The organism is Kitasatospora sp. NBC_00240 (assembly GCF_026342405.1).
Taxonomy (GTDB): domain Bacteria; phylum Actinomycetota; class Actinomycetes; order Streptomycetales; family Streptomycetaceae; genus Kitasatospora.
The window spans coordinates 8,635,657-8,659,470 of the sequence record NZ_JAPEMU010000001.1 but is presented as its reverse complement, the minus strand read 5'-3'; the positions used below and the strand labels follow the sequence as shown (position 1 = coordinate 8,659,470).

The window sequence follows — 23,814 nt, the reverse complement described above, 5'->3', positions numbered from 1 at the left end:
ACTTCACCGAGATCGGCCTGGACGACGAGGCCGGCACCCCGGGCAGCACCGGCGGGCAGTGGCGGGAGGCCTGGCAGCAGGCCACCGGCAAGGACGTCGACGACCTGCTCTGGGAGACCCCGGAGGGCATCGGCGTGAAGCCGCTGTACACCGGCGAGGACCTGGCGGGCCTGGACTTCCTGGCCACCTACCCGGGCATCGCGCCGTACCTGCGCGGACCGTACCCCACCATGTACGTCAACCAGCCCTGGACGGTGCGCCAGTACGCCGGCTTCTCCACCGCCGAGGAGTCCAACGCGTTCTACCGCCGCAACCTGGCGGCCGGCCAGAAGGGCCTGTCGGTCGCCTTCGACCTGCCGACCCACCGCGGCTACGACAGCGACCACCCCCGGGTGACCGGCGACGTCGGCATGGCCGGTGTGGCGATCGACTCGATCTACGACATGCGCCAGCTCTTCGACGGCATCCCGCTGGACCGGATGTCGGTGTCGATGACCATGAACGGCGCGGTGCTGCCGATCCTGGCGCTCTACATCGTGGCGGCCGAGGAGCAGGGGGTGGCGCCCGAGAAGCTCGCCGGCACCATCCAGAACGACATCCTCAAAGAGTTCATGGTCCGCAACACCTACATCTACCCGCCGCAGCCCTCCATGCGGATCATCTCCGACATCTTCGCGTACACCTCGCAGAAGATGCCCCGCTACAACTCCATCTCCATCTCCGGCTACCACATCCAGGAGGCCGGGGCCACGGCCGACCTGGAGCTGGCCTACACGCTGGCCGACGGCGTGGAGTACCTGCGCGCGGGCCTTGCGGCCGGCATGGACGTGGACGCCTTCGCGCCCCGACTGTCGTTCTTCTGGGCGATCGGCATGAACTTCTTCATGGAGGTCGCCAAGCTCCGCGCGGCCCGCCTGCTCTGGGCCAAGCTGGTGCAGCAGTTCGAGCCGAAGAACCCCAAGTCGCTGTCGCTGCGCACCCACTCGCAGACCTCCGGCTGGTCGCTGACCGCCCAGGACGTCTTCAACAACGTGACGCGCACCTGCGTGGAGGCGATGGCCGCCACCCAGGGCCACACCCAGTCGCTGCACACCAACGCCCTCGACGAGGCGCTGGCCCTGCCGACCGACTTCTCGGCCCGGATCGCCCGCAACACCCAGCTGCTGCTGCAGCAGGAGTCCGGCACCTGCCGGGTGATCGACCCCTGGGGCGGCTCCGCCTACGTGGAGAAGCTCACCGACGATCTGGCCCGCCGTGCCTGGGAGCACATCCAGGAGGTCGAGGCGGCCGGCGGCATGGCCAAGGCCATCGACGCCGGCATCCCCAAACTGCGCGTCGAGGAGGCCGCGGCCCGCACCCAGGCCCGGATCGACTCCGGCCGCCAGCCCGTCATCGGCGTCAACAAGTACCGGGTCGCCACCGACGAGCAGATCGACGTGCTCAAGGTCGACAACTCCTCCGTGCGCACCCAGCAGATCGACAAGCTCCGCCGGCTGCGCGCCGAACGCGACGAGGCGGCCTGCCAGGCCGCGCTGCGCGCGCTCACCGCCTCCGCCGAGGCCGGCCCGCAGAGCGGCGGCGGCCTGGAGGGCAACCTGCTGGCCCTGGCGGTGGAAGCGGCCCGGGCCAAGGCCACCGTCGGCGAGATCTCCGACGCCCTGGAGGCGGTCTACGGCCGCCACTCCGGCCAGATCCGTACCATCTCCGGTGTGTACCGAGACGAAGCAGGCCCCTCCACCGCCCTCGAGCGCACCCGCGCCCTGGTCGAGGCCTTCGAGCAGGCCGAGGGCCGCCGCCCGCGCATCCTGGTCGCCAAGATGGGCCAGGACGGCCACGACCGCGGCCAGAAGGTCATCGCCACCGCCTTCGCCGACCTCGGCTTCGTGGTCGACGTCGGCCCGCTCTTCCAGACCCCGGAGGAGGTCGCCCGGCAGGCCGTCGAGGCCGACGTCCACATCGTCGGCGTCTCCTCACTGGCCGCCGGCCACCTCACCCTGGTGCCCGCGCTGCGCACCGCGCTGGCCGAGGCCGGCCGCGACGACATCACCATCGTGGTCGGCGGGGTCATCCCCCCGCAGGACTTCGACGCCCTGCACGAGGCCGGCGCCGCCGCCGTCTTCCCGCCGGGCACGGTGATCCCGGACGCCGCCCACGACCTGCTGAAGTCGCTGGCCGCCGAGCTCGGCCACGAGCTGTAGGCCGCTGACGCCGATGGCCCGGACGATCGACCTCGACCAGTACATCCAGGGGGTGCGGGACGGCTCGCGCGCGTACATCGCGCGGGCCATCACCCTGGTGGAGTCCACCCGCCCCGACCACCGCGTCCTCGCCCAGCGCCTGCTGGTCGAGCTGCTCCCGCACAGCGGCAACGCGGTGCGGGTCGGTATCACCGGCGTCCCGGGCGTCGGCAAGTCCACCTTCATCGAGGCCCTGGGCACCATGCTCACCGGCCTCGGCCACCGGGTCGCGGTGCTCGCCGTCGACCCCTCGTCCAGCCGGACGGGCGGCTCCATCCTGGGTGACAAGACCCGGATGGAGAAGCTCGCGGTCGACCCGAACGCGTTCGTGCGTCCCTCGCCGACCTCGGGCACCCTCGGCGGGGTGGCCCGGGCGACCCGCGAGAGCATGGTCGTGATGGAGGCCGCCGGCTACGACGTCGTCCTGGTGGAGACCGTCGGCGTCGGCCAGTCGGAGACCACCGTCGCCGGCATGGTCGACACCTTCCTGCTGCTCACCCTGGCCCGCACCGGCGACCAGCTCCAGGGCATCAAGAAGGGCGTCCTGGAGCTCGCCGACATCGTCGCCGTCAACAAGGCCGACGGCCCGCACGAGCTGGACGCCAAGGCGGCCGCCCGCGAGCTGGCCGGCGCACTGCGGCTGCTCCAGGCCCCGGACGCGGCCTGGACCCCGCCGGTCCTCACCTGCAGCGGCCTGGGCGGCGCCGGACTGGACCAGCTCTGGGAGCGGCTCCAGCAGCACCGGCAGATCCTGGACGCGACCGGGGCGCTGGAGGCCAAGCGACGCGACCAGCAGATCGACTGGACCTGGGCCATGGTCCACGACGAACTCCTGGGCCGGCTGCACAACCACCCGACCGTGCGCGCACTGGCACCCGCCCTGGAACGGCAGGTCAGGAAGGGCGAGTTGGCGGCGGCGCTGGCAGCCGAGCGGATCCTGAGCGCGTTCGGCAGGAGCACCGACTGAGGCGTCGGGCCGCGCGGGCGTCCGTTCGGGCCCGCTCCCGGTGCACCAGCGGTCGTGACCGCCCCCGGAAGCTGTCCTGGCCGCTGCCGGCAGCGTTGGGGACCGTCGGTGATCGGTCGAGTGGTCGTGATCGGTCCACTCCCTGGACTGGAACTCAAGTACAGATTACATTGATAAAGGTGTCGCGCTTCGGGTTGCAGGGCTCCCCACCCCCTTCGGGCCCGCACGCCTACCGAGCCGACCGCCCGTAGGAAGCAGTCCGAGTCGCCCCCGGAGCCGAGCCGGCGCAGCGTACGGCGTGCGGGCCCTCCCGATCGTGGACACCCCCTCCGAGCCCCCGGGCTTCGACCCCCATCCGCTCTGTCCCTCGCCGGCCGTCAGGCAGTGAATGCGGGCCGCCCAGTGATGGGACCGCGCCGGCGGGCACGGACAGAACCGGCCCCGCCCCACCCACAGATAGAGGAAACGGCAATGATCCAGGAAGAGAAGTCGTTCGAGCCGTCGCACTACCAGGCGGGCCCCGTGCACGGACTCATGAACGAGTTCGAGCCCGGCACCCGGACCCTGCCGGCGGGCTCCCGGATCGATCCCCGATTCCGGACCCTGCCGACCGACATCGTGCTCGACAAGGACGTCGCCGTCACCCTGCGCGACGGTGTCACCATTCGCGTCGACGTGTTCCGCCCCGCCGGCACCGAGAAGGTGCCCGTCATCGTCGCCTGGAGCCCGTACGGCAAGAACCACGGCACCGCCCCGAGCGTCCTCGGCCTGTTCACCATGCTCGGCATCGACAACGGGACTCTGTCGGGCCTGCAGAAGTTCGAGGGCCCCGATCCGGCGTACTGGTGCGCGCAGGGCTACGCCGTCTGCAACCCCGACCCCCGCGGCATCGCCAACTCCGAGGGCGACAGCGTCATGTTCGGACGCCAGGAGGGCCAGGACTGCCATGACCTGATCGAGTGGCTGGCGGTTCAGGACTGGTGCACCGGCAAGGTCGCGATGAGCGGGACCTCCTACCTCGCGATCGCCCAGTGGTTCACCGCCGCCGAGCAGCCGCCGCACCTCGCGGCCATCAACCCCTGGGAGGGCCTGAGCGACGTCTACCGCGATCTCGTGCTGCGCGGCGGCATGCCCGACATCGGCTTCGCCGAACGACTCCAGAAGCAGAGCTACGAGGGCAACAACCTCCGCGAGGACATCCTCACCGAGGCGGAACGCCACCCGCTGGTCGACGAACTGTGGGAGGACAAGGTCCCGCGGTTCGAGCGCGTCACCGTCCCGGCCTATGTCGTCGCCAGCTACTCCAACACGCTGCACACGGCGGGCACGTTCCGCGGCTGGCGGCGGATCGCCTCCGAGGACAAGTGGCTGCGCATCCACAACACGCAGGAGTGGCCCGACTACTACGACGAGGAGCACGTCGAGGACCTGCGCCGCTTCTTCGACCACTATCTGAAGGGCGAGGACAACGGCTGGGAGCAGACGCCCCGCGTCCGTTACAGCCTGCTCGACCTCGAAGGCGGCGACCGCGTCGACCTGGCCGCGGACTCCTTCCCGCCGGCGGACGTCACCCGCACGAAGTACTACCTCGATGCCCGCTCGCGCACCCTGACCACCGCGCAGCCCGCCGAGGGGGCGCAGGCGGCCTACAGAGCGGAGTCGAAGTCCGCGCTGGCCTCCTTCGTGGTCGGCTTCGCCGAGGAGACGACGATGGTCGGCTACCCCATGGCCCGACTGTGGGTCGAGGCGGACGGCGCCGACGACATGGACCTGTTCGTCCTGGTCCAGAAGCTGGACCGGCACGGCACGCCCCTCCAGCAGTTCACCGTGCCCGGTCGCAGCGCGATGCTGCACGACCTCACCGAGCACGGCGCCTCGGTCCTGCGCTACAAGGGCTCGAACGGGCGCCTGCGGGTGTCCGCCCGGCACCTGGACAAGGCCTTGGCGACCGAGGACGTGCCCGCCCACAGCTTCGACCGGATCGAGAAGCTGAGCCCCGGCGAGGTCGTCGACGTCGAGATCGACCTCCTGCCGATCGGGCTGGTGTTCCATCCCGGCGAGCAGCTCCGGCTGGTCGTCAGCGCGCAGAACGCGCTGGGCGGGCTGATGCCGATGACGCGCGACTACATCCCCCGCAACAGTGGACAGCACATCATCCACACCGGCGGCGACCGCGCCTCCTACCTGCAGCTCCCCGTCAAGAACGCCTAGCCGATACACCTGGCCGCTCCCACCGGCCCGGTCGCACCGGGTACCGGCCGACCGGCGTTCCGACGGCTCCTCGGGCCCCCCGGGGCGGCGGCCGGCCCGAAGCCGTCCCAGCCCCACGACCTCCGGCCCGAGCGACCGGGCCGGGGCGTGCCCGCCAGGGACAAACTGCCACTATCCAGTCAGAACATCCATAATGAAGATTGCCACGGGTTCCGCCCAGGCCGTGAGCAGCACAGGCGGTGATCAACACGATGAGTGCCTCCACCGGCGACAGCGTCGTCCTCGCCGATGTCGCGGCTGCCCTGGTCGATGCACGTGGCGTGGTGGTGTGGTGGTCCCCGGAAGCGGCGGACCTGCTGGGCCGGCCGGCCACCGAGGTCTGCGGCCGGTCGCTCCTGCGGCTCGTCGCCGACCGGCGCGTACCGACCGGCGACGACTCGACCGGCGGAGACCGTACGAGTGCGGGCACGGCACGGCTGGTCGACGGTTCGGGCGGCACGGTCACGGTGGCGTACCGGGTCCTGCCCGTAGGGCCGCCCACCCGCTACCTGATCCTGGCGGTCGCCGCCGACCGGGCCGCCGACGCGCAGCAGGGGGCGGCCGTGCTGCGCGCCCTGCTGGGCCAGGAGCGAATCGGTTTCGTGCTGCGCGACGCGAGCCTGGCCGTCGTGCGCAGCAATCTCGGCTCCCTCTCCTTCGAGGGCATGTCGTTCCTGGCCGGCAGTCGACTGGGCGACGTGATGCGGGCGCAGGACGCGACCGAGGTCGAGGCCACCCTCCAGGAACTGCTGGAGACCGGTGAGCCGGTGGTCGCCCGCGAGCAGCGGGCCCGCCCGGCCGGCGGACCGGGCGCGGAGTGGGCCCTCTCGGTGTCGGCCGTACGGACCGAGGACGTCCGGGGCAGGCCTGCAGGGGTCGCCGTGCTGTTCACCAATGCCACGGCGCAGTTCGAGGCGGCCCGCCGGCTGGAACTGCGCCATCGGGCCTCCACCGCGATCGGCCGTTCCCTGGACGTGGGACGGAGCGCCCAGGAGATCGCCGACGTGCTCGTCCCCGCCTTCGGCGACCTGGCGTGGGTCGACCTCGCGGAAGCCGTCCTGGTCGGTGACGAGCCGGCCCGCATCCTCGGCGCGGGCGACCTGCACCTTCGCCGGATCGCCGTCCGCCCGGCGCACGGGGAGTGGCCTGCCGCACTCTTCCAGGTGGGAGCGGCCATCCCGGCGTTCCCGGACAGCCCGCTGATCCGCCGGTTCCAGCAGGGACGGGCGATCGTCGTCGACCGGGCCACCCTGGAAAGCAGCCTCGGCGATCCGGCCTTCATCCGCGCAGCGGCCCCCGAGCAGGGCCACTCGCTGCTTCTCGCCCCGCTCTACGCCCGGGGCCTGGTGCTCGGCGCCGCCGCGGTGTGGCGCACCGAGCACCCCGAGCCGTTCGACCGGCGGGACACCGACCTGCTGTCCGAGATCGCCGCGCACGCCGCACTCGCCATCGACAACGCCCGCCGCTACACCCGCGAGCACCGGGCCGCCACCGCCCTCCAGCAGCGCCTGCTCCCGCGCGCCACCACCCGCACCAGCACCCTGGAGACCGCCGGCCACTACCTGCCGGCGGCGGGCGGCGCAGGGATCGGCGGCGACTGGTTCGACGTGATCGCCCTGCCCTCGCTGCGCACGGCCCTGGTCGTCGGCGACGTCACCGGTCACGGACTGCACGCCACCGCCACCATGGGCCGGTTGCGCACCGCCGTCCAGACCCTCGCGGACCTGGAACTCTCCCCGGACGAACTGCTCACCCAGCTCGACGGCCTGGTGGCGCGCCTGACCGCCGAGGCCGACCCCGCGCACCGCGACACCGTCGGCGCGACCTGCCTGGTGATGATCTACGACCCGGTGGCGGGCCGGTGCACCCTGGCCTCCGCGGGGCACCCGCCACCGCTCCTCCTCGCCCCGCACGGCACAGCCGAGCCGGTGCCGATGCGTCCCGGCCCCCCGCTGGGCATCGGCGGCCTGCCCTTCGAGCCCAGCACCGTCGAACTCCGCCCCGACAGCCTCATCGCCCTCTACACCGACGGCCTGACCCAGCGCTACGACGGCGACGTCGACCGCATCGCCGACCGGCTGACCGGTCTCGGCGGCGCCGGTCGCACCCTGAACTCGGTGGGCGGGTCCCTCGTCGCCCAGGGCGCGCACCTGCCGGCCCGTGACGACACCGTCCTGCTGCTCGCGCGCACCCATGCCCTGCCTGCCGACGCGGTCGCACACTGGGAGTTCCCGGCCGACCCGGCGGCCGTCGCGGACGCCCGGCTCGCCGTCGCCGGGAAACTCGCCGAGTGGAAGCTGGACGAGCTGGGCTTCGCCACCGAACTGATCGTCAGCGAGCTCGTCACCAACGCCATCCGCTACGCCGGCGGGCCGGTCGGACTTCGACTCATCCACGACACCACGCTCATCTGCGAAGTGAGCGACCCCAGCAACACCCAGCCCCGGCTGCGCCGTGCCCTCACCACCGACGAGGGCGGCCGCGGTCTGTTCCTGGTGGCCCAGCTCTCCACCCGCTGGGGCAGCCGGTACGGGCTCAGCGGCAAGACCATCTGGGCCGAACAGACGCTCCAGCCCTGAGATCGATCCGGCCCGGAAGCCGTTCGGACGGCGACACCTCGTTGCCGTCACCGCCGCGTCGCCGTCACCGCGAAGTCGCCGTCACCGCCGCGTCGCCGTCGCCACCACAGAGTTGCCGTCACCGCCGCGTCGCCGCCGCCACCACAGAGTTGCCGTCACCACCGCGTCGCCGTCGCCACAGAGCTCCGGGGCGGCCCACGCAAAACGCCCGGCCGGGAGACCCCGGCCGAGCGCCTGCGTGACCTCGCCGCGGCGTGATCGACATGACCACGCGCCGGCTCGCGCCCGGTCCGGCGCCTCGGCCCTGATCAACTCTCCTGCCGTGTCCGCCGGGCTCGGAGCGGATCCGCGCCTACTTCGCCTGGATCGCCTTCAGGAACGCGATCTTCCCGTCCTCGGCGTGCCGTCGCAGCACGTTCGTCTCCATGTCGGGGTGGTGCTCGGCGTTCGGCTCGGGGACCAGCGGGTTGCCGGTCCAGGCCATCAGCCGGCAGACACGGTGCTTGATGCGCCAGCCCTGCTCGGTCCGGACGAGCTCGTCGTCGTACCAGCCCGTCCCCTCCCAGGACGGGCCGCCCTCGGCGGACTCGCGCACGAGCAGCCAGTTGCCGTAGCTGAACGCGTAGGCCTTGTCGCCGTCGACGTGCACCACGTGGCCCATCATCGTGTGCTGGTGCCTGTCGAGACTGTCGTGGAACTCGGCGAAAGAGCGCTTGAATTCGGCGAGACCCTTCCAGGCGGCCCCGGCCGGGCCGAATTCCGCCGTCACGTCCTCGGCGAAAACCCGGTCGAACAGGTCCCACTGGTGCGCGTCCAGCGCCAGACCGTAAAGATTCAGGGCCTCGATAATCGCTGCCTTGTCGTGCTCGACCATGCCGGCTCTCCTTGTTCCTGAAGCTGCCAACGGGCGGGAATACCCGATCGCAGCCTTGTCTGTCTTCGTTTACCACGCCGAATTCGCATCGGAGAATTGGCTCGATGCCGGCGGCGGAAGTGTCGCGCGGGAAGCGCGGCCGAGCGCCGCGCCGGCCTGTCGAGGAGGCACGCTCCCCGACTCCGGGCCGGTAGCTGCGGCGGCACGTCGCGGCTCGCATGCGGCCCCGGTCAGGGGCCGGCCAGCGGCGACGGCACTGCCTTCGCTCGGTCCTGCAGGGCGGCGCCCGGCTCGGCTCCCACCATGACCAGCGACGGCACGGGGCCGACGGAGGTGGCGGACATGGGCACCATCATCAGGAGCTACCGAAAGACTGTCAACACTCTTCGCCGTGCTCGCCGCCCCGGCGCCGCCACGGAGGGCCTGCGACAGCCGCCTGCCGCACTCCCGAGCCGGGGGACTCCTGGCGCCCCCACCACGCAGAATGATCGCCTACCTCGGGCACCCAGGGCCGGCCGCCGGGCAGGCCGGCCTCGGATGCCCCGGGTTCACGGCGAGTCGATCCCAGCGAAACGCGGCAGAAATGTTGACACTTTGCGGTACGCCCTCTTAGCGTACCCATCACGGCATTCGTTTCCGCCGGGCCGGCGGGCTGCCGCTCGCGGCACGGCCACCCGAGAGCGCGCACGCCGAACGGTGCTGCGCGGACCCGGGCCGCACAGCCGCCGTCCGACCCGCGCCCCTCGCCCGGGATCCGTGCGGCAGGTACGTCGACGCCACGTTCGGCGGAATCACCTGCGAGCTGCGCCGGCCGCCGACGAAAGCCGCTGCGAGCATTCGACTCGCCGTCCAGCCAGAATCGAATACCACGACCGTGCGGACATTGTTCACCGGCCCGGCGGTGGCTCCGGACTTCCGGCCGTCGGCTCGGTCGCCCGAGTCGCGTCGGCGACGACGTCCGGTCGGCGACGTCCGGTCGGCGACAGTACCGCCGAGGAGTTCCCGGCCCGGACCGGAGCAACCCTCGATCTGCACGAACACCCTTACAGGAGACAACGACGATGGCTTCGACCCACGACACGTCCGACAGGCTGACAACGATTCTCGAAAAGGTGCGCGCACTCGGGCCCACCCTGCGGGAGCGCGCGGCGGACGCGGAACGCGCGGGCCGCCATTCGGACGAGACCATCGCCGACCTGCACGCCACCGGCGTCTTCGACATCGGCAGCCCCGCCGAGTTCGGCGGCTACGAGCTGACCGTCCGGGAGCAGCTGGACGTCATCGCCGAGGTGTCCAAGTGGGACGGCTCCTGCGGGTGGAGCGTCTGGGCGGGAGCCTCGACGAACTGGATTCCCGCCGGTTCGGGCGCTCGCGTGGTCGAGGAGGTCTACGGCCCCGCATGGGTCGGGCCGCGGGTCGCCGGTTCGAGCCACTTCCCGGCCTCCCGAGGGCGCGCGAAGCGGGTCGAGGGGGGCTGGGTCGTCTCGGGTGGACCCTGGACCTTCGGGAGCGACGCGCTCTGGGCGCCGTTCACGAACCTCGGCTGCCTCGCCGACGACGGCGAGGGCCCCTACCTGGTGGCCCTGCAGGTTCCGCGGGACGAACTCCGGTTCCTCGACGACTGGCAGGTCGCCGGCATGTGCGCCACCGGCAGCGTCTCCATCACCCTCGCCGGCGACGAGCTCTTCGTCCCGGAGCACCGCGGCGTCGACTTCCGCCACATCGTCGACGGGAGCCTCGACAACGGCCTCAAGGGCGATCTCTGGAAGGTGCCCTCGCTCGGCTGGGCGTTCAGCACCATGGCGGGGATGTCGATCGGCCTCGCCCAGGGCGCCCTGGAGCGGTTCCTGGAGCGCTCCGCCGGCCGGCCCGTCCGCGGCACCACCTACAAGAACCAGCTGGAGGCTCCCCTCACCCACCTGCTGCTCGCCGAGGTCCACTCGAAGATCCAGTCGGCCACACTGATGACCCGGGCCAACGCCGAGGAGACCGATCGCCTCGGTGCGCTCGCCGCCGCCGGCACCCCGGCCGATCCGGCGTACATGCAGATGTTCAGCGGCCGGGTCCTCGTCGAGACGGCCTACGCGGCCAAGTGGTGCGCGGAGGCGATCGAGTTGCTCCAGCGCAACTCCGGCTCGACCGCGATCATGCAGAGCGAACCCATCCAGCGGGCCTGGCGTGACGCGCGCGTCATCACCTTGCACGGCGCCCTCAACCTCGAGGCCCTCTCCGAGAACTACGGGCGGCTGATGGCCGGGGCCCAGCCGCACAAGGTCGCGGGGATCACCACCCTGGACCGCTTCGCGCCGGCCGCACCGGACAAGACCGTCTGAGGTCCTCCGGCGCCCCCGGAACGCGGCTGCCCCCTGGGGCCGGGGCGCCGGCGTCCGGCCCCGTCGGCAGTTCAGGAGTGAGCGGCGGGGCTGCGGTCGGGAGTGCGGAGGTAGGCGGTCGCCATGTCGCTGAGTTCGTCCGCGTACCGGCGCAGGGCCACCTCGCCGACGGGGCGGTCGGGGTGGACGGAGGTGTGGAAGCAGGCGCCGAGGACGGCACGGGCCACCGTGTCCAGTGCCGCCTGCGGGTCGGATCGCCGGATCTCGCCCGCACAGGGGGTCGCCGCTTCGACCAGGTAGCGCTGGATCTCGGTGATGGTGCGGGCACCGCGGTCCGGCGCATCGGTTCCCCGTGCCCGCAGCAGCTCGGGAAAGAGACTGCTGCTGTCGGCGAAGGACTGCAGCAGTGCCTGCGCGTAGGCGTCCAGGACGCCGGAGAGCGAGGGCTCGGCCTGGCGCAGCCGCTCGGCCACGTACTGCTCGCGGCGTTCCAGCATCCGCTCCGTCAGGGCGGCGACCAATTGGTCCTTGCCTTCGAAGCGGCGGTAGATCGAGCCGACGGACACGCCGGCGCGGGCCGCGACGCCGGTGATCGTCATCTCCTCCAGGCCGGCCGAGGAGACGATTTCCTCGGCCGCCTGGAGGACGCGAGCCAGGGTCTCGGCGCTGCGGGCCTGCCGGGGTTCCCGGTAGTGCGCCCGATGGTTCGGCTCAGCAGTCATGTTCCGCATGGTAACGGTGGCGGCCCCCGCGGATGCCCTTGACAAGCAATGCACGGGCCCGCCTACTATCGATAATGTAAATTCGCGTTCGCATTTTAGGGAGAGCCGGGATGACCGTGAACGAGACCGCACTGCCCGTGACCGTGGCGTTGGTGTCCGGACCTTCCGGCACCGGCAGCATCGACGACTTCGAACTCTTCTACGCCCGCCGGGCCGTGGCCCGATTCAGGGAGCGACTGGGACGTCAGGGCCTGCTCGACCTCCTGGCCGCGGACATCGAGGAAGGCAACGCCGCCCTGCGGGAGAGCGCCCGCACCTCCGACGGCAGCTTCACCGGACGGACGACGGTGCTCGCCACGCAGGGCCTCACCTCGGGCGAATTCCTGGGCTGGATGGGCAAGGCCTTCAGCGACGAGAGCGTTCTCCTCGCGGCGCACCCGGAGCACTACTCGATCACCGACCAGGAGGACGGATCGGTCCACGTGGTGGAGAACATCGGCCCCCACATCGCCTCCTTCTACCTGGGCAGCTGGGGCGCCGAGGCGATGACCTGGGCCGAGGACGCGGCGGAACGCCTCCCCGAGGCGGAGTTCCCGCACAAGCAGGCCACGAACCTCTTCCTCGCGGACGGCACGATCATCGGGCGGGTGCTGATCCAGTTCGGTGACACCGCGGACGGCTTCACCTCCAGCCTGTCGGTCTACATGCCCACCTCCTGCCCGGACGACGTCCTGGAGCACCACCTCCGGCACTTCGCCATCGAGTTCAGGAACTGGATCACCGCAGCGGCGGCGGCCCGCGCCTGAGAAGCTCCGGGCCCGGACCCGGACCCTCACCGTCGGTCGATGCCCCCTGTTCGACCTGCTCGCCGGCGCGATGGTGGCCCGGATCCGACCCGGCAGCGACCGGGCCGGATCCGGGCCACCGCCATGAACTGCCGCGCCCGCGCCTGCGAGCCCGACCTCGCGGCCACCGGAGCGCGGCCCCTACGACCGCCGCAGGAGCGAAGCCGTACGAACCGGATCACAGCCGGATCGATCGTCCAGGAGCTGTCCGGTCGATCATGTGCGGAGCCAGCCGACGAGGGCAGCCGCGGTGACGGTGCCGAGGTGCCGCTCCCACGTCCCGTCGGCCGACCACAGCCGGTGGCGTTCGCAGACCGTCTTCCCCGGCCCGAACCGCTCGGGCAGGTCACGCCGGTGCACGCCGGTCCGTACCCGGTGAAGGATCCCGTCGATCACCTGCCGGTGGTCCCGGCACCGGCCACCGCCTGTTGCTGACCGGCAGGAACGGCCGCAGCCGTTCCCACTCCGCCTCCGTCAGATCACCCCGCCCCATGACCGGACCAACGACTAAGACCGGTGATAGTCACATGACCGACCGGACAGCCCCGAGGTGCCTTGAGGCTGCGTCGGTACTCTTTGCGGGTGTCGTTGACTCAGTTCGTCTACTTTGCAGTCTCCAGCGTGGGCACCACTGCCGACGAGATCACCCAGCTGCTTGGCGTAGAACCGGACGAGGTCACGGTGCGGGGGAGTCTGACCACCTCACCTCATCCCGTTCTGTCACTGCTGGAAGGTTGTCTGCTGCGAGCCCGGCCTGCCAGACGATGAGCAGATCGACCAGGTCCTCGGCCGGCTCCGGCCCTGCATGGAGGCGCTCACCAATCTGACAACCCGTCTCGCAGCCGAGGAGGGCCCCGGGGGTGCGATTCTGCAGGTCCACCGCTACTTCAACCGGCATGATGCGCAGCCCTCCGGCTCGCCGGACGACACGAACCTCTTCGGCTGGCACCTGGACCGCGCAGTGATGGACTTCCTCGCCGCAACCGGCGCAGATCTGGATGTCGGCGAATACGACATGACGCCCAGCAACGACTGACACCGCCCGCTTCAAAGCGGTGCCACTGCAGACCGGAAGCGGGGCCGCTCCGGGCCGGAACACAAGGGCCCGTCGCACAAGCCGGGGCCAGGTCCGACCGGAAAAGTGAGGCCGTACCAAAGGTTCAGGTACGGATTTCGTGAAGTCGATCGTGCCTCTGTGCGCGAGGTGATACTCCGTCACTTCTAGGTGGATGCTGGTCGCGTGTGAGGAACACGTTGATCGGCTTTCACGAATGCCTGCCCGATGAAGGCTGACCTCTGCCTTCTCGGGTCTGACGGTCCAGGAACTCGACCAGCCGTGTTTCCGAACGTAGAAGCCCCTCCCGTTGTTCAGGGGGAAGGGGGGTGGATGAAGGCGGTACTGGTACGACTGGACCGGCGTTCCGCAGGCAGCGCAGATCCGATGCTCACCACCGGGCACGGACCAGCCGCTCCCGACCTTGCGCCAGTGCTGCCGTCCGGCTGTTGCTCTTCAAGTCGTCATTCAGCGCATTCTCTCTCACCGCGAGTCCCGGCACAGCCGTCGGAGCAACTGTCGGACGAGCAATGCTCAGGACTTGTGGATCGGTTTCGGAAGGGCACGCGGAGGGCGTACCTTCCCGAATGATCCTTTGATGGCCTCCGAGTAGGCCCGCGTTGCAGCGCGGGTCGGGAAGGCACGCCCATGCTCAGCGTAGTCACCGACGACGGCTCCACCCAGTTCGGCTCCCTGATCGACGAGATCGTGCGCGAGGGCGCCCGCCTCATGCTCGCCGCCGCCCTGGAAACAGAAGGCAACCAGTACATGGCCGAGTTGGCGGCCGAGACCGACGAGGTCGGCCGGCGTCCGGTGGTCCGCAACGGCCACCATCGGCCCCGCACCGTGGTCACCGCGGCCGGCCCGGTCGAGGTGAAGGCCCCGCGGGTGAACGACCGACGTGTCGACGAGGCCACTGGTGAACGGCAGCGGTTCTCCTCGAAGATCCTGCCGCCGTGGTGCCGCAAGTCGCCGAAGGTCTCCGAGGTGCTGCCGCTGCTCTACCTGCACGGACTGTCGTCCGGGGACTTCTTCGTGCCCGCGCTGGAGCAGTTCCTCGGCGGCACCGCCGGGCTGTCGGTCGCGGCCGTGACCCGGCTGACCAGGCCGTGGCAGGGCGACCACGCCGCCTTCCAGGACCGCGACCTGTCGGATCGCGACTTCGTCTACGTGTGGGCCGACGGCGTGCACCCGAAGGTCCGGCTCGGCCAGGCCCACTCGTGTGTCCTGGTCCTGCTCGGAGTCCGGTTGGACGGCTCCAAAGAGCTGACCGCGATCGCCGAAGGGCTACGGGAGTCCACCGAGTCGTGGGCCGACCTGCTGCGCGACTGCCGCCGACTCGGCATGCGCGACCCCGAACTCGTGGTCGGCGACGGCGCGATGGGCCTGTGGAAGGCCCTGGCCGAGGTGTTCCCGGCCGCCCGGCATCAAAGGTGCTGGGTTCACAAAGCCCGCAACGTCACCAACGCCTTGCCGAAGTCCGCCCAGCCGGGCGCGACCAAGGCGATGCAGGAGATCTACAACGCGGAGGACCGGACTCACGCCGAGCAGGCGATCGAGGCGTTCGCCAAGACCTACGGTACGAAGTGGCCCAAGGCCGTCACGAAGATCACCGACGACGCCGAGGAACTGCTGGCGTTCTACGACTTCCCGGCCGAGCACTGGATCCACCTGCGGACCACCAACCCGATCGAGTCGACGTTCTCCACGGTCAAGCTCCGCACCAAGGTCACCCGCGGCGCCGGCAGCCCGGCCGCGGCCCTCGCGATGGTCTTCAAGCTTGTCGAGTCCGCCCAGGCCCGCTGGCGCGCGATCACCGGCGCCCATCTGGTCCCCTTGGTCCGCGCCGGCGCCCGGTTCGAGAGCGGCGTCCTGGTCGAGCGGCAGGAGCTGGCCGCATGAACCTTCAGGATGTCCCGCAGGACGAGCCGGCCGAGCACCTCCGCTTCCGGGCCTACCTCAGCGCGCTGGAGCAGGTCACCGACTCCGACGAGTCCGACCTGGTCAGCGAGGTCCTCACCGATTCGGACCAGGCGATGGCCCAGTCAGCCGTCATCCGCCATTTCGACCGCCGAGCCGCCGACCTCCACCCCGAACCCGCCTACGAACCATGGGCCGCCTCGATGGCCCGGGCCACGGTCCGCCATCCGTTCCTGACCCGGCGCCTGCAGGAATTGTCCCTCTTCCGCGCCATCACGCTCAGGCAGCCCTGGCGCCCGGACGCCTTGCTTGAGTCATCCGACTGGCTCCAGCGCAAGGCCGCCTCCATGTCGAGCACCGAGGCCACTGAGCTTCTCGCTGAGCGTGGCCGCACCAAACGGATCCGCAACACCGCCAAGGCCAGCCTCAAACCCTGATCGGCAGGCCAACTCACCCACAACTCTTGACTATTCGTCCTGTCGGACCGGCCGCAGACGGTGCCGGCCTCTCGAGCGACTTATCGAAATTCGTGCCTGATCCGTACCAAACCGTTAACGCCACGGACAGCTACTCCGCGACGAACGGTGCATATCCAACCTGCATCTCGCGCACCTGAAGGTCGGAGAAGAGCAGGGTCAGGTTGTGCGCGTTGGTCTCCATGCGTACCTCATGGAAGTCGATCCCGAGGCTCTCGGACCAGCGCCGGGCCGCCTCCGACTCAGGGAGAAGCGTGGCTCCTGGGTACAGGCAGTGCCACTTCACACCCCAGACGTATCCGTCGAGGTCGACGCCCGTTTCGTAGTCGATGAGCCGGTCGTCCAGAGAGATCCGCCAGGTCTCCGCCGGCACTGACGTCTCACACCGCGCCTCAACGCAGTGCCTGAAGAGGTACCGCAGGTAGGACGGCATGATGTTGGTGCGGGGATCAGCCGTTGCATGGACGATGACCTCGTAGTCACGCATGTAGTTGGCGTATCCGTGGTGCACGACAGCGTGATCGAAGGTCTCGTCCAGCCTCTGTTCAAGTACGGCGTTGTCCATGCCGCCCTTTTGCCTCACTCCGCGAGACCTTCGAAAACCAGATTCACGGATGTCACACGGCGTTGCCCGGAGCGACCGAACAGCTCCTAGGCGGATTCGCGCCGGACGAGCCGGGTGGGCAGGATCAGCGGGCTGGGGGCCCCGCCCGCGATGAGCGCGAGGAGCATCCGTGTCATCTCCCGGCCGAGGGCCTGGATGGGCTGGTGGATCGTCGTGAGCGGCGGGTCGGACACCTCGGCGACCGGCAGGTCGTCGAATCCGACGACCGCGATGCCGCCCGGTACCGCGCGGCCTACGCGGCGGAGCGCCCGCAGCGCGCCCGCCGCCATGTTGTCGTTGGCGGCGAAGACGGCGTCCGTGTCGGGGTGCCGGGCCAGCAGTGAGTCCATGGCGGTGATCCCGCCGAGCTCGGTGAAGTCGCCGGGTTCCTCGCCGTGGGGGGTGAGCCCGGCCAGGGTGAGGGCCTCGCGGTAGCCGCGGTGGCGGGCGCGGCTGACGTCGGTGTCCAGCGGGCCGGTGATCATCGCGATGCGGGTGCGGCCGAGTGAGATCAGGTGCTCGGTCGCGGCCCGGGCGCCGCCGACGTTGTCGACGTCAACGAAGGACGGCACCTCCTGCCCCAGGGGCCGGCCGCCGAAGACGGCGGGGATGTCCGCGTCGAGGGCGAGGCGGGTGAGGGGGTCATCCTCGCGCAGCGCCATCAGCATGACGCCGTCGACGGCGCGGGTGCGAAGCAGGTGCTGTACGCGCAACTGGCCGCGGGTGGAGGTGGCCAGACAGAGCATCAGGTTGAGGTCGGTCTCCTCCAGGACGGTGGTGGCGCCTGCGACGACCTGGCCGAAGAACGGGTCGGCGAAGACCGCGGGGTCGTCCCCGGAGACGATGAGTGCCACCGCTCCCGCCTGCTGGGTCGCCAGGGCCCGGGCGGTGGGGTTGGGTACGTAGCCCAGTTCCCTGATCGCGCGTTGGACGGCCTCGCGTTTGTCGCGACTGACGTGGGGTGCGTTGTTGATCACCCTGGACGCGGCGGTGCGGGAGACGCCCGCGCGCTCGGCCACCTCGTCCAGGGTCGGCCGTCGGCGCGTCGATTCGTCTGTCACGGCTCTTCTCCCCGATCTCGGTACCTCTGGAGGGTAGCTCCCCGGACGGGTTCGATCGATCACCGACCGGAAGCGCTTCCGGTATGGAACCGTACACAGCTTCGGCACCCACGTGAAGGCACGTTGCGGAAGTACTCTTGACACAGTTCCGAGAAGGGATCCACGATGGTCCCGCAGCGACGGGTGGCTGCGACGCAGACTGGAAGCGCTTCCACAATGGCGCTTCCAGTCACCGTCGTACGGACCCCGGCAACGCTTCGGCAGTCAGCCCCCTGGGGCTGAAACCCGACCGCGACGCCGCGCCCGCCCCGCCGTCGTGCACCTCGCTCCGCGCCGCACCGCCGTCCCCATCCGGCCGTCCGGCGCCCCCACCCGAGAAGAGGTTCCACCATGCGCAGATACTCCCGCCGGACCGCAGCGGTCCTGCTCGCCCTCCCGCTGGCGCTCGCGGCCCCCACCGCCGCCCACGCGGACCCGGTGTCCAGCACCAACGGCTTCTACGTCGACCCCAACTCCAGCGCCGCCACGTGGGCGGCCGCCAACCCGGCCGACGGGCGCGCCGCCGCGATCAAGGCCTCCATCGCCGCCGTCCCGATGGCGCGCTGGTTCGGCAACTGGAGCGGCACCATCGGCACCGCCACCGGTGCCTACGTCGGCGCGGCCCAGGCCTCGGGCAAGCTGCCCGTCCTGGTCGCCTACAACATCCCTGACCGCGACATCTGCGGCGGCCAGTCCGCCGGCGGCGCGGGATCCGCCGCCGCCTACGACACCTGGATCGCGGCCTTCGCGAGCGGCATCGGCAGCCGCCCCGCCGTCGTCGTCCTGGAACCCGACGCGCTCGGCGACCAGAGCTGCATGACGTCCGCCCAGATCTCCAGCCGCAACGCCCTGCTCAACAACGCCATCACCCAGTTCAACACCAAGGCCCCCAACACCTGGGTGTACCTCGACGCCGGAAACCCCGGCTGGATCAGCTCGTCCACGATGGCCCAGCATCTGAACGCCGCAGGCCTCAGCCGCACCCACGGCTTCTCGCTGAACGTCTCCAACTTCTACACCACCGCCCAGAACACCGCCTACGCCGACTCGGTCAACTCGACCCTCAAGTCCTCCTACGGCTACACCAAGCCCTTCGCCGTCGACACCAGCCGCAACGGCAACGGCTCGAACGGCGCCTGGTGCAACCCCGCCGGCCGGAAGACCGGCACTCCGACCCAGCTCGGCGGCGGCGCCGAGATGCTGCTGTGGATCAAGACTCCGGGCGAGTCCGACGGCAACTGCGGCGTCGGAGCGGGCTCGGCAGCCGGCCAGTTCCTCCCCGAGGTCGCCTACAAGATGATCTACGGCTACTGAGCCCGCCCGGGGCCCCAGCCGCCCGCCCCGCCCCGCCCGTCCCCCTCCCACCCGGCCCGGCGCGCCGACCCGAAGTCTGGCGCGCCGGGCCACCCGCCACCACCTCCCGAAGCCCGAGGAACCCGATGACACGCCGCCTTCCCAGAACCGTGCTTCCCGCCGCCGCCGTCGCGCTGGTACTCGGCCTCGCCGCCCCCGCGACGGCCGCACCCGCACCGACCGCGACCGCCGTCGGCCACACCCTGCCCGCCGGCACCCGGTTCTACATCGACCCCGCCAGCGACGCCGCCCGCCAGGCCCTGACCGACCTGAAGGGCCACGACCTGGCCGGCGCCGCCACGATGGCCAAGCTGGCGAGCTGGCCGGAGGCCACCTGGTTCACCGGCGGAACCCCCGCCGAGGTGCGGAACCGGGTGGAGAAGCTGATGCGGGACGCCGGACGCGCCGGGACCGTACCGGTGCTCGTGGCCTACAACATCCCGCTGCGCGACTGCTCGCTGTACTCGGCCGGCGGCGCGCAGTCCGACGCCGAGTACCAGGCCTGGATCAAGGCCTTCGCCGGGGGCATCGGCAAGGGCAGAGCCGTCGTCGTGCTGGAACCGGACGGGCTCGCCAACCTGCCCTCCGACTGCGGCCCGGACTCCGATCCCACCGGCGCCCTCACCGCCGGTCGCCTCGCCGACCTCAACGCGGCCGTCGACGCCCTGGAGACGCAGCCGGGCACCTCCGTCTACCTGGACGCGGGCAACAGCCACTGGAGGAGCGTCGGCACCATCGCCCAGCGCCTGCTGCAGGCCGGAGTGGCCCGCACCCAGGGGCTGTCGCTCAACGTCTCCAACAACCTGACCACCGAACAGAACACCCGCTACGGCACCTGGGTCTCCAACTGTCTCTGGTTCGCGACCAAGGGCCCGGCCTGGGCGGAGGGACACGCCGACTGGTGCGCGGACCAGTACTACTCCCCCGTCGCGCCGAACGACGGGCAGCCCGGCAACGCGGTAGACCCGGACGATGTCAACACCTGGCACTGGACCGACCTGTGGTTCCAGCAGAACGTCGGGACCGCGCCCGCCGAACAGCTCACCCACTTCGTCGTCGACACCGGCCGCAACGGCCGCGGCGCGTGGACCCCGCCCAAGGACAAGTACACCGGCGACCCGCAGACCTGGTGCAACGCACCCGGCCGCGGCATCGGCGCCCGGCCCACGGCCGACACCGGCGTCCCCCTGGTGGACGCCTACCTCTGGATCAAGACCGTCGGCCAGTCCGACGGCCAGTGCAACCGCAGTATCCCCGGCGGCACCGTCGATCCCGAGTACGGCATCGTGGACCCGGCCGCCGGTGAGTGGTGGCCCGCTCAGGCACGGGCCCTCGTGCAGAACGCCGCACCGGCCCTCACCTTCAACCTCAACCTGCGCTGAAACCTGCGCTGAGTCCGGCCGGGGGCCGGCGCGGCACCAGCGGTCGCGCCGGCCCCCGATCCGCGGCAGGCGCGACCGTGCCCGCCCGGTGGTTCTCCTCGCATCGTCCCGGCGAACCTCCTGTCGTCCCTGCCAACGTCCCGACGGGACGACGGCCGGCCGCCCGGTGCACCGCCCTCAACCCGTGAAGGCGGCGAACTCCGTCCGGGTGAACTCCTCGAACGTCGTCGGCCGTCGGCCGAGCAGCCAGGTCAGGACATTGGGGTTACCGATGAAGTCGTGACTGCTGTAGCGGCTGGTGATCGCCCGCAGGAGCCGGGCCTGGTAGGGGAACTCGGCCGGACTGTCGGTTCCGAGGGCGGCTCGGAGGAACACCTCCGAGTCGATCTGCTCGGCGACGACATCGCGGCCCGTCACCTCGGCCACGACCTTCGCGAGGTCGTGGGCGGTGTAGCGCCCGGGCGCCACCAGCTCGTACGTGGCGCCCGCATGGCGCTCACTGTCGAGGAGGACGCCGGCGACCACTTCGGCCACGTCGCCCACGTCCACCATCGACTGGCGGCGGTCGAGTGCCCAGGACAGCAGGAAGACGCCCTTCTCGAAGGCGGGGACGAGCCGGTGGCGCAGCATGTAGTTGGCGGGCTGGAGGATGGTGAACTCCAGCCCCGAGGAGAGGAGATGCTCCTCCAGGTCGCGCTTGATCCCGTGTTGCACGAGGTCCGTGATGATCGCGTGGAGCGCCGAGCTGAAGACGAAGTGACGCACGCCGGCCGCCCGGGCGGCGTCGATGGCGGCGAAGCCCATGTCGCGTTCCCGGGGGTGCAGGGCCGGCCCGACGTAGTGGACCTTCTCGACGCCGTCCATGGCCCGGACCAGGACGTCCGGGTCGCTGAGGTCCCCGACCACGATGTCCGTGACGCCGGCCGCGCGGAGAGTCCGAGCCGATTCGTCGGAGCGGACACAGGCGCGAAGAGCGACTCCGGCCGCCAGCAGGCGTGGGATCAGCAGCTTGCCCTGGTTGCCGTTCGCCGCTGTAACGAGTATCACTGTCGTCTCCTTCGTGCGGTGTGCTGTGCTTGTGCCCGCCCCGGCCGGGGCCGGGACGGGACGTCGATCAGGCCGCCCGGGGCGCCGTGGCCCGGGGCGGCCGCGTGGTCATGACGGCCTCAGCGGCCGCGACGACCGGTGTGCGGATGCAGCCGACGCGCTCGATCTCGACCGTCACCTCGTCCCCGGCGTGGAGGAACCGCGGTGGCCGACGGGCGTACCCGACACCCTGGGGAGTGCCGGTGACGATGAGATCTCCCGGGTACAGCGTCATCGCCCTGCTGAGGTAGGAGACGATCTCGCCGACGCTGAAGATCATGTCCGCAGTGCTGCCGTCCTGCACGACCGCGCCGTTGACCCGGGTGACGATGCGCAGGCCGGCCCCGGGGTCGCCCACCTCGTCCGCGGTGACGATTCCGCTCATCGGCCCGCTCCGGTCGGCGTTCTTGCCGACCGTCCACTGGGTGGTGCGGTGCTGGGCGTTGCGGGCGGTGAGATCGTTGAACACGGCGTAGCCGAAGACGGCGTCCAGCGCGTCGTCGGCCGACACGTCCTTCGTCTCCCGGCCGATGACCGCGGCGAGTTCACCCTCCCAGTCCAGGCCCTGCTCGCCGGCGGGGACCGGCGCGGGCGTTTCCGAGACGGTGAGTGACCTGGTCCAGCGGCCGAAGACGGCGGGGTGGGTCGGCCGCTGGAACGTCCCTTCGGCCACGTGGTCGGCGTAGTTCAGCCCGACGCACAGGACGCGCGCGGTGGGCGGCACGGACGGCACCAGCGTGAGCCGGGTGATGTCCAGGGCCGTCCCGGTCGGGCGCAGGACGGCCTGTGCGGGGTCGGCCCAGAACTGCTCCGCGCCGCCGAGCGGCACCAGCCCGGACTCACCGTCGAGCCGACCGATCGCACTGCCTGCCGCCGTGCGGTAGCCAACAAGTCTCATCGCAACGCCTTCCAGCTTCGCTGTTCCCTCGTCCACGGGCGCCGGCGGGGGCTGGTCCGGGTGCCGGCCGCGCGGGGAACGGGCCGAGGTCCGGGCGCCGAGCGATCCCGGAGGAAATGAGCCTAACCATTAGGCTTTGATGACCCAGCATGCGATCCCCGGGCGGTTCCGTCAAGGCGTCGGCCGACGGGATTGCGCTGGTCCGCCGCAGTCGCCCGACCGATCAGGGGGCAGGCCGTCGGAAGTATCCGTTAGGCTCCATCCATGGTCCTTCCCGCACCCCGCTCCCGCGCCGAGGAGGTCGTGGCCTACGTCGAGGACTCGATCGAGAAGCGTGGGCTGCGCCCCGGCGACCACATCGGCACCCGGGCCGACCTGCGTGAGCAGACCGGCGTCGCGAGGGCCACCGTCAACGAGGCGATCAGGCTGCTCCAGGAGCGCCGACGGATCGTGGTCCGACCCGGCCCCGGCGGCGGAATCTTCGTCGCGGCGACCGATCCCGTGGTCCGACTGGGGCGCACGCTTCTCACCGTGCACGGCGAGCCGTCGGCGGTCGCCGGGGCCATCGAGGTCCGCGAGCAGCTCGAACCGCTGGTCGCCGCCCATGCCGCCCAGTACCGCTCGGCCAAGGACGCGCGTGAGCTCAAGTCGCTGATCACCGCGATGAGGAAGAGCCTCGACGACGTGACGCGGTTCGTCTCGCTCAACTGGGACCTGCATCTTCGCATCGCGGCCATCTCGCCGAACACCGTGCTGAGAGGCACCTACGTCGGCCTCTACGAGTTCGTCAACCAGGTGTCGCTGGTGAACTCCCAGTCCCCTGACGGCGACTACCTGGCGCAGCGACTGAAGGTCCACAGCGACCTGGTGGACGCCATCGTCGCGGGCGATGTCACCGCCGCCCGGCACGCCGCCGAGGCGCACCGCCACTCGGGCTGAGCCCGGCAAGCGCAACCCTTCGTAGTCCCTGAAGCCCGGCCCCGAACGGAACCTCGGCGGCCGGGCCAGCGGCATGTCCCGCCGGGCCGAGCCGAGCCCGGACCGATCCGAGCCGAGCCCGGTGGGGGCCGAGCCGTGCCCGGTCGGACCTCCGGACCCCGCGGCGCCGGCCCGGCGGTCGCGTCCCACCTGCGT

At 70.9% G+C, this 23,814-nt stretch carries 18 protein-coding genes and 1 pseudogene; 12 read left to right on the top strand and 7 right to left on the bottom strand.

Going from position 1 to position 23,814, the window contains the following annotated elements:
• Positions 1-17 precede the first annotated feature (17 nt).
• The 4 genes from scpA to OG689_RS36820 all read left to right on the top strand — a co-directional run bounded on the left by scpA (position 18) and on the right by OG689_RS36820 (position 8,033).
• Positions 18-2,198, top strand: a complete 2,181-nt coding sequence (gene scpA, locus OG689_RS36835; protein ID WP_266327036.1) for a methylmalonyl-CoA mutase — start codon at positions 18-20, stop codon at positions 2,196-2,198.
• Between the two features lie 13 nt (positions 2,199-2,211).
• Positions 2,212-3,204, top strand: coding sequence for a methylmalonyl Co-A mutase-associated GTPase MeaB (gene meaB, locus OG689_RS36830; protein ID WP_266325693.1), 993 nt, complete (start codon positions 2,212-2,214; stop codon positions 3,202-3,204).
• A gap of 471 nt (positions 3,205-3,675) precedes the next feature.
• Positions 3,676-5,415, top strand: a complete 1,740-nt coding sequence (locus OG689_RS36825; RefSeq protein ID WP_266325691.1) for a CocE/NonD family hydrolase — start codon at positions 3,676-3,678, stop codon at positions 5,413-5,415.
• A gap of 251 nt (positions 5,416-5,666) precedes the next feature.
• On the top strand, positions 5,667-8,033 hold the full coding sequence (locus OG689_RS36820; protein WP_266325689.1) for a SpoIIE family protein phosphatase: 2,367 nt from the start codon (positions 5,667-5,669) through the stop codon (positions 8,031-8,033).
• A 352-nt stretch (positions 8,034-8,385) separates the two neighbouring features.
• Here the strand turns inward: OG689_RS36820 and OG689_RS36815 are convergent, their stop codons facing one another.
• Positions 8,386-8,907, bottom strand: coding sequence for a nuclear transport factor 2 family protein (locus OG689_RS36815; protein WP_266325688.1), 522 nt, complete (start codon positions 8,905-8,907; stop codon positions 8,386-8,388).
• A gap of 1,061 nt (positions 8,908-9,968) precedes the next feature.
• On the opposite strand from OG689_RS36815, the gene OG689_RS36810 reads away from it, so the two are divergent.
• Positions 9,969-11,240 (top strand): acyl-CoA dehydrogenase family protein, encoded by a 1,272-nt coding sequence (locus OG689_RS36810; RefSeq protein WP_266325687.1) that lies wholly within the window; start codon positions 9,969-9,971, stop codon positions 11,238-11,240.
• Positions 11,241-11,311: 71 nt separating this feature from the next.
• Here OG689_RS36810 and OG689_RS36805 read toward each other — a convergent pair whose 3' ends face one another.
• Complete coding sequence (locus OG689_RS36805; RefSeq protein WP_266325686.1) at positions 11,312-11,962, bottom strand: TetR/AcrR family transcriptional regulator; 651 nt, start codon at positions 11,960-11,962, stop codon at positions 11,312-11,314.
• Positions 11,963-12,072: 110 nt separating this feature from the next.
• Between OG689_RS36805 and OG689_RS36800 the strand changes: the two genes are divergently transcribed.
• Positions 12,073-12,768 carry a hypothetical protein gene (locus tag OG689_RS36800; RefSeq protein ID WP_266325685.1) on the top strand — a complete coding sequence of 232 codons (696 nt, stop codon included), beginning with the start codon at positions 12,073-12,075 and terminating at the stop codon, positions 12,766-12,768.
• 300 nt (positions 12,769-13,068) lie between these two features.
• On the opposite strand, the pseudogene OG689_RS36795 reads toward OG689_RS36800, so the two are convergent.
• Positions 13,069-13,300 (bottom strand): annotated as a pseudogene (locus tag OG689_RS36795) (transposase); the annotation flags it as partial.
• Between the two features lie 216 nt (positions 13,301-13,516).
• Here OG689_RS36795 and OG689_RS36790 point away from each other — a divergent pair.
• The 3 genes from OG689_RS36790 to OG689_RS36780 all read left to right on the top strand — a co-directional run bounded on the left by OG689_RS36790 (position 13,517) and on the right by OG689_RS36780 (position 16,218).
• Complete coding sequence (locus OG689_RS36790) at positions 13,517-13,843, top strand: DUF4279 domain-containing protein (RefSeq protein ID WP_323189393.1); 327 nt, start codon at positions 13,517-13,519, stop codon at positions 13,841-13,843.
• A gap of 666 nt (positions 13,844-14,509) precedes the next feature.
• A complete protein-coding gene (locus tag OG689_RS36785; protein ID WP_266325684.1) occupies positions 14,510-15,763 on the top strand; it encodes an IS256 family transposase in 1,254 nt (417 codons plus the stop codon).
• Positions 15,760-16,218, top strand: a complete 459-nt coding sequence (locus OG689_RS36780) for a hypothetical protein (RefSeq protein WP_266325683.1) — start codon at positions 15,760-15,762, stop codon at positions 16,216-16,218. Before OG689_RS36785 ends, OG689_RS36780 begins: the two co-directional genes overlap by 4 nt.
• Positions 16,219-16,348: 130 nt before the next feature.
• Here the strand turns inward: OG689_RS36780 and OG689_RS36775 are convergent, their stop codons facing one another.
• Positions 16,349-16,822, bottom strand: a complete 474-nt coding sequence (locus tag OG689_RS36775) for a hypothetical protein (RefSeq protein ID WP_266325682.1) — start codon at positions 16,820-16,822, stop codon at positions 16,349-16,351.
• Positions 16,823-16,908: 86 nt separating this feature from the next.
• Positions 16,909-17,922 (bottom strand): LacI family DNA-binding transcriptional regulator, encoded by a 1,014-nt coding sequence (locus OG689_RS36770; protein ID WP_266325681.1) that lies wholly within the window; start codon positions 17,920-17,922, stop codon positions 16,909-16,911.
• Positions 17,923-18,312: 390 nt separating this feature from the next.
• Here OG689_RS36770 and OG689_RS36765 point away from each other — a divergent pair, with 390 nt between their 5' ends.
• Positions 18,313-19,275: a glycoside hydrolase family 6 protein gene (locus tag OG689_RS36765; RefSeq protein WP_266325680.1), complete on the top strand. Its 963-nt coding sequence runs from the start codon at positions 18,313-18,315 to the stop codon at positions 19,273-19,275.
• Positions 19,276-19,400: 125 nt separating this feature from the next.
• Complete coding sequence (locus tag OG689_RS36760; RefSeq protein WP_266325679.1) at positions 19,401-20,696, top strand: glycoside hydrolase family 6 protein; 1,296 nt, start codon at positions 19,401-19,403, stop codon at positions 20,694-20,696.
• A gap of 177 nt (positions 20,697-20,873) precedes the next feature.
• Here the strand turns inward: OG689_RS36760 and OG689_RS36755 are convergent, their stop codons facing one another.
• Both OG689_RS36755 and OG689_RS36750 read right to left on the bottom strand, forming a co-directional pair.
• Positions 20,874-21,743: an NmrA family NAD(P)-binding protein gene (locus OG689_RS36755; protein ID WP_266325678.1), complete on the bottom strand. Its 870-nt coding sequence runs from the start codon at positions 21,741-21,743 to the stop codon at positions 20,874-20,876.
• Positions 21,744-21,810: 67 nt separating this feature from the next.
• Entirely contained in the window at positions 21,811-22,680 is an 870-nt protein-coding gene (locus tag OG689_RS36750) for a fumarylacetoacetate hydrolase family protein (protein WP_266325677.1), read from the bottom strand.
• 264 nt (positions 22,681-22,944) lie between these two features.
• Here OG689_RS36750 and OG689_RS36745 point away from each other — a divergent pair, with 264 nt between their 5' ends.
• Entirely contained in the window at positions 22,945-23,619 is a 675-nt protein-coding gene (locus OG689_RS36745) for an FCD domain-containing protein (protein WP_266325676.1), read from the top strand.
• Positions 23,620-23,814: the final 195 nt, after the last annotated feature.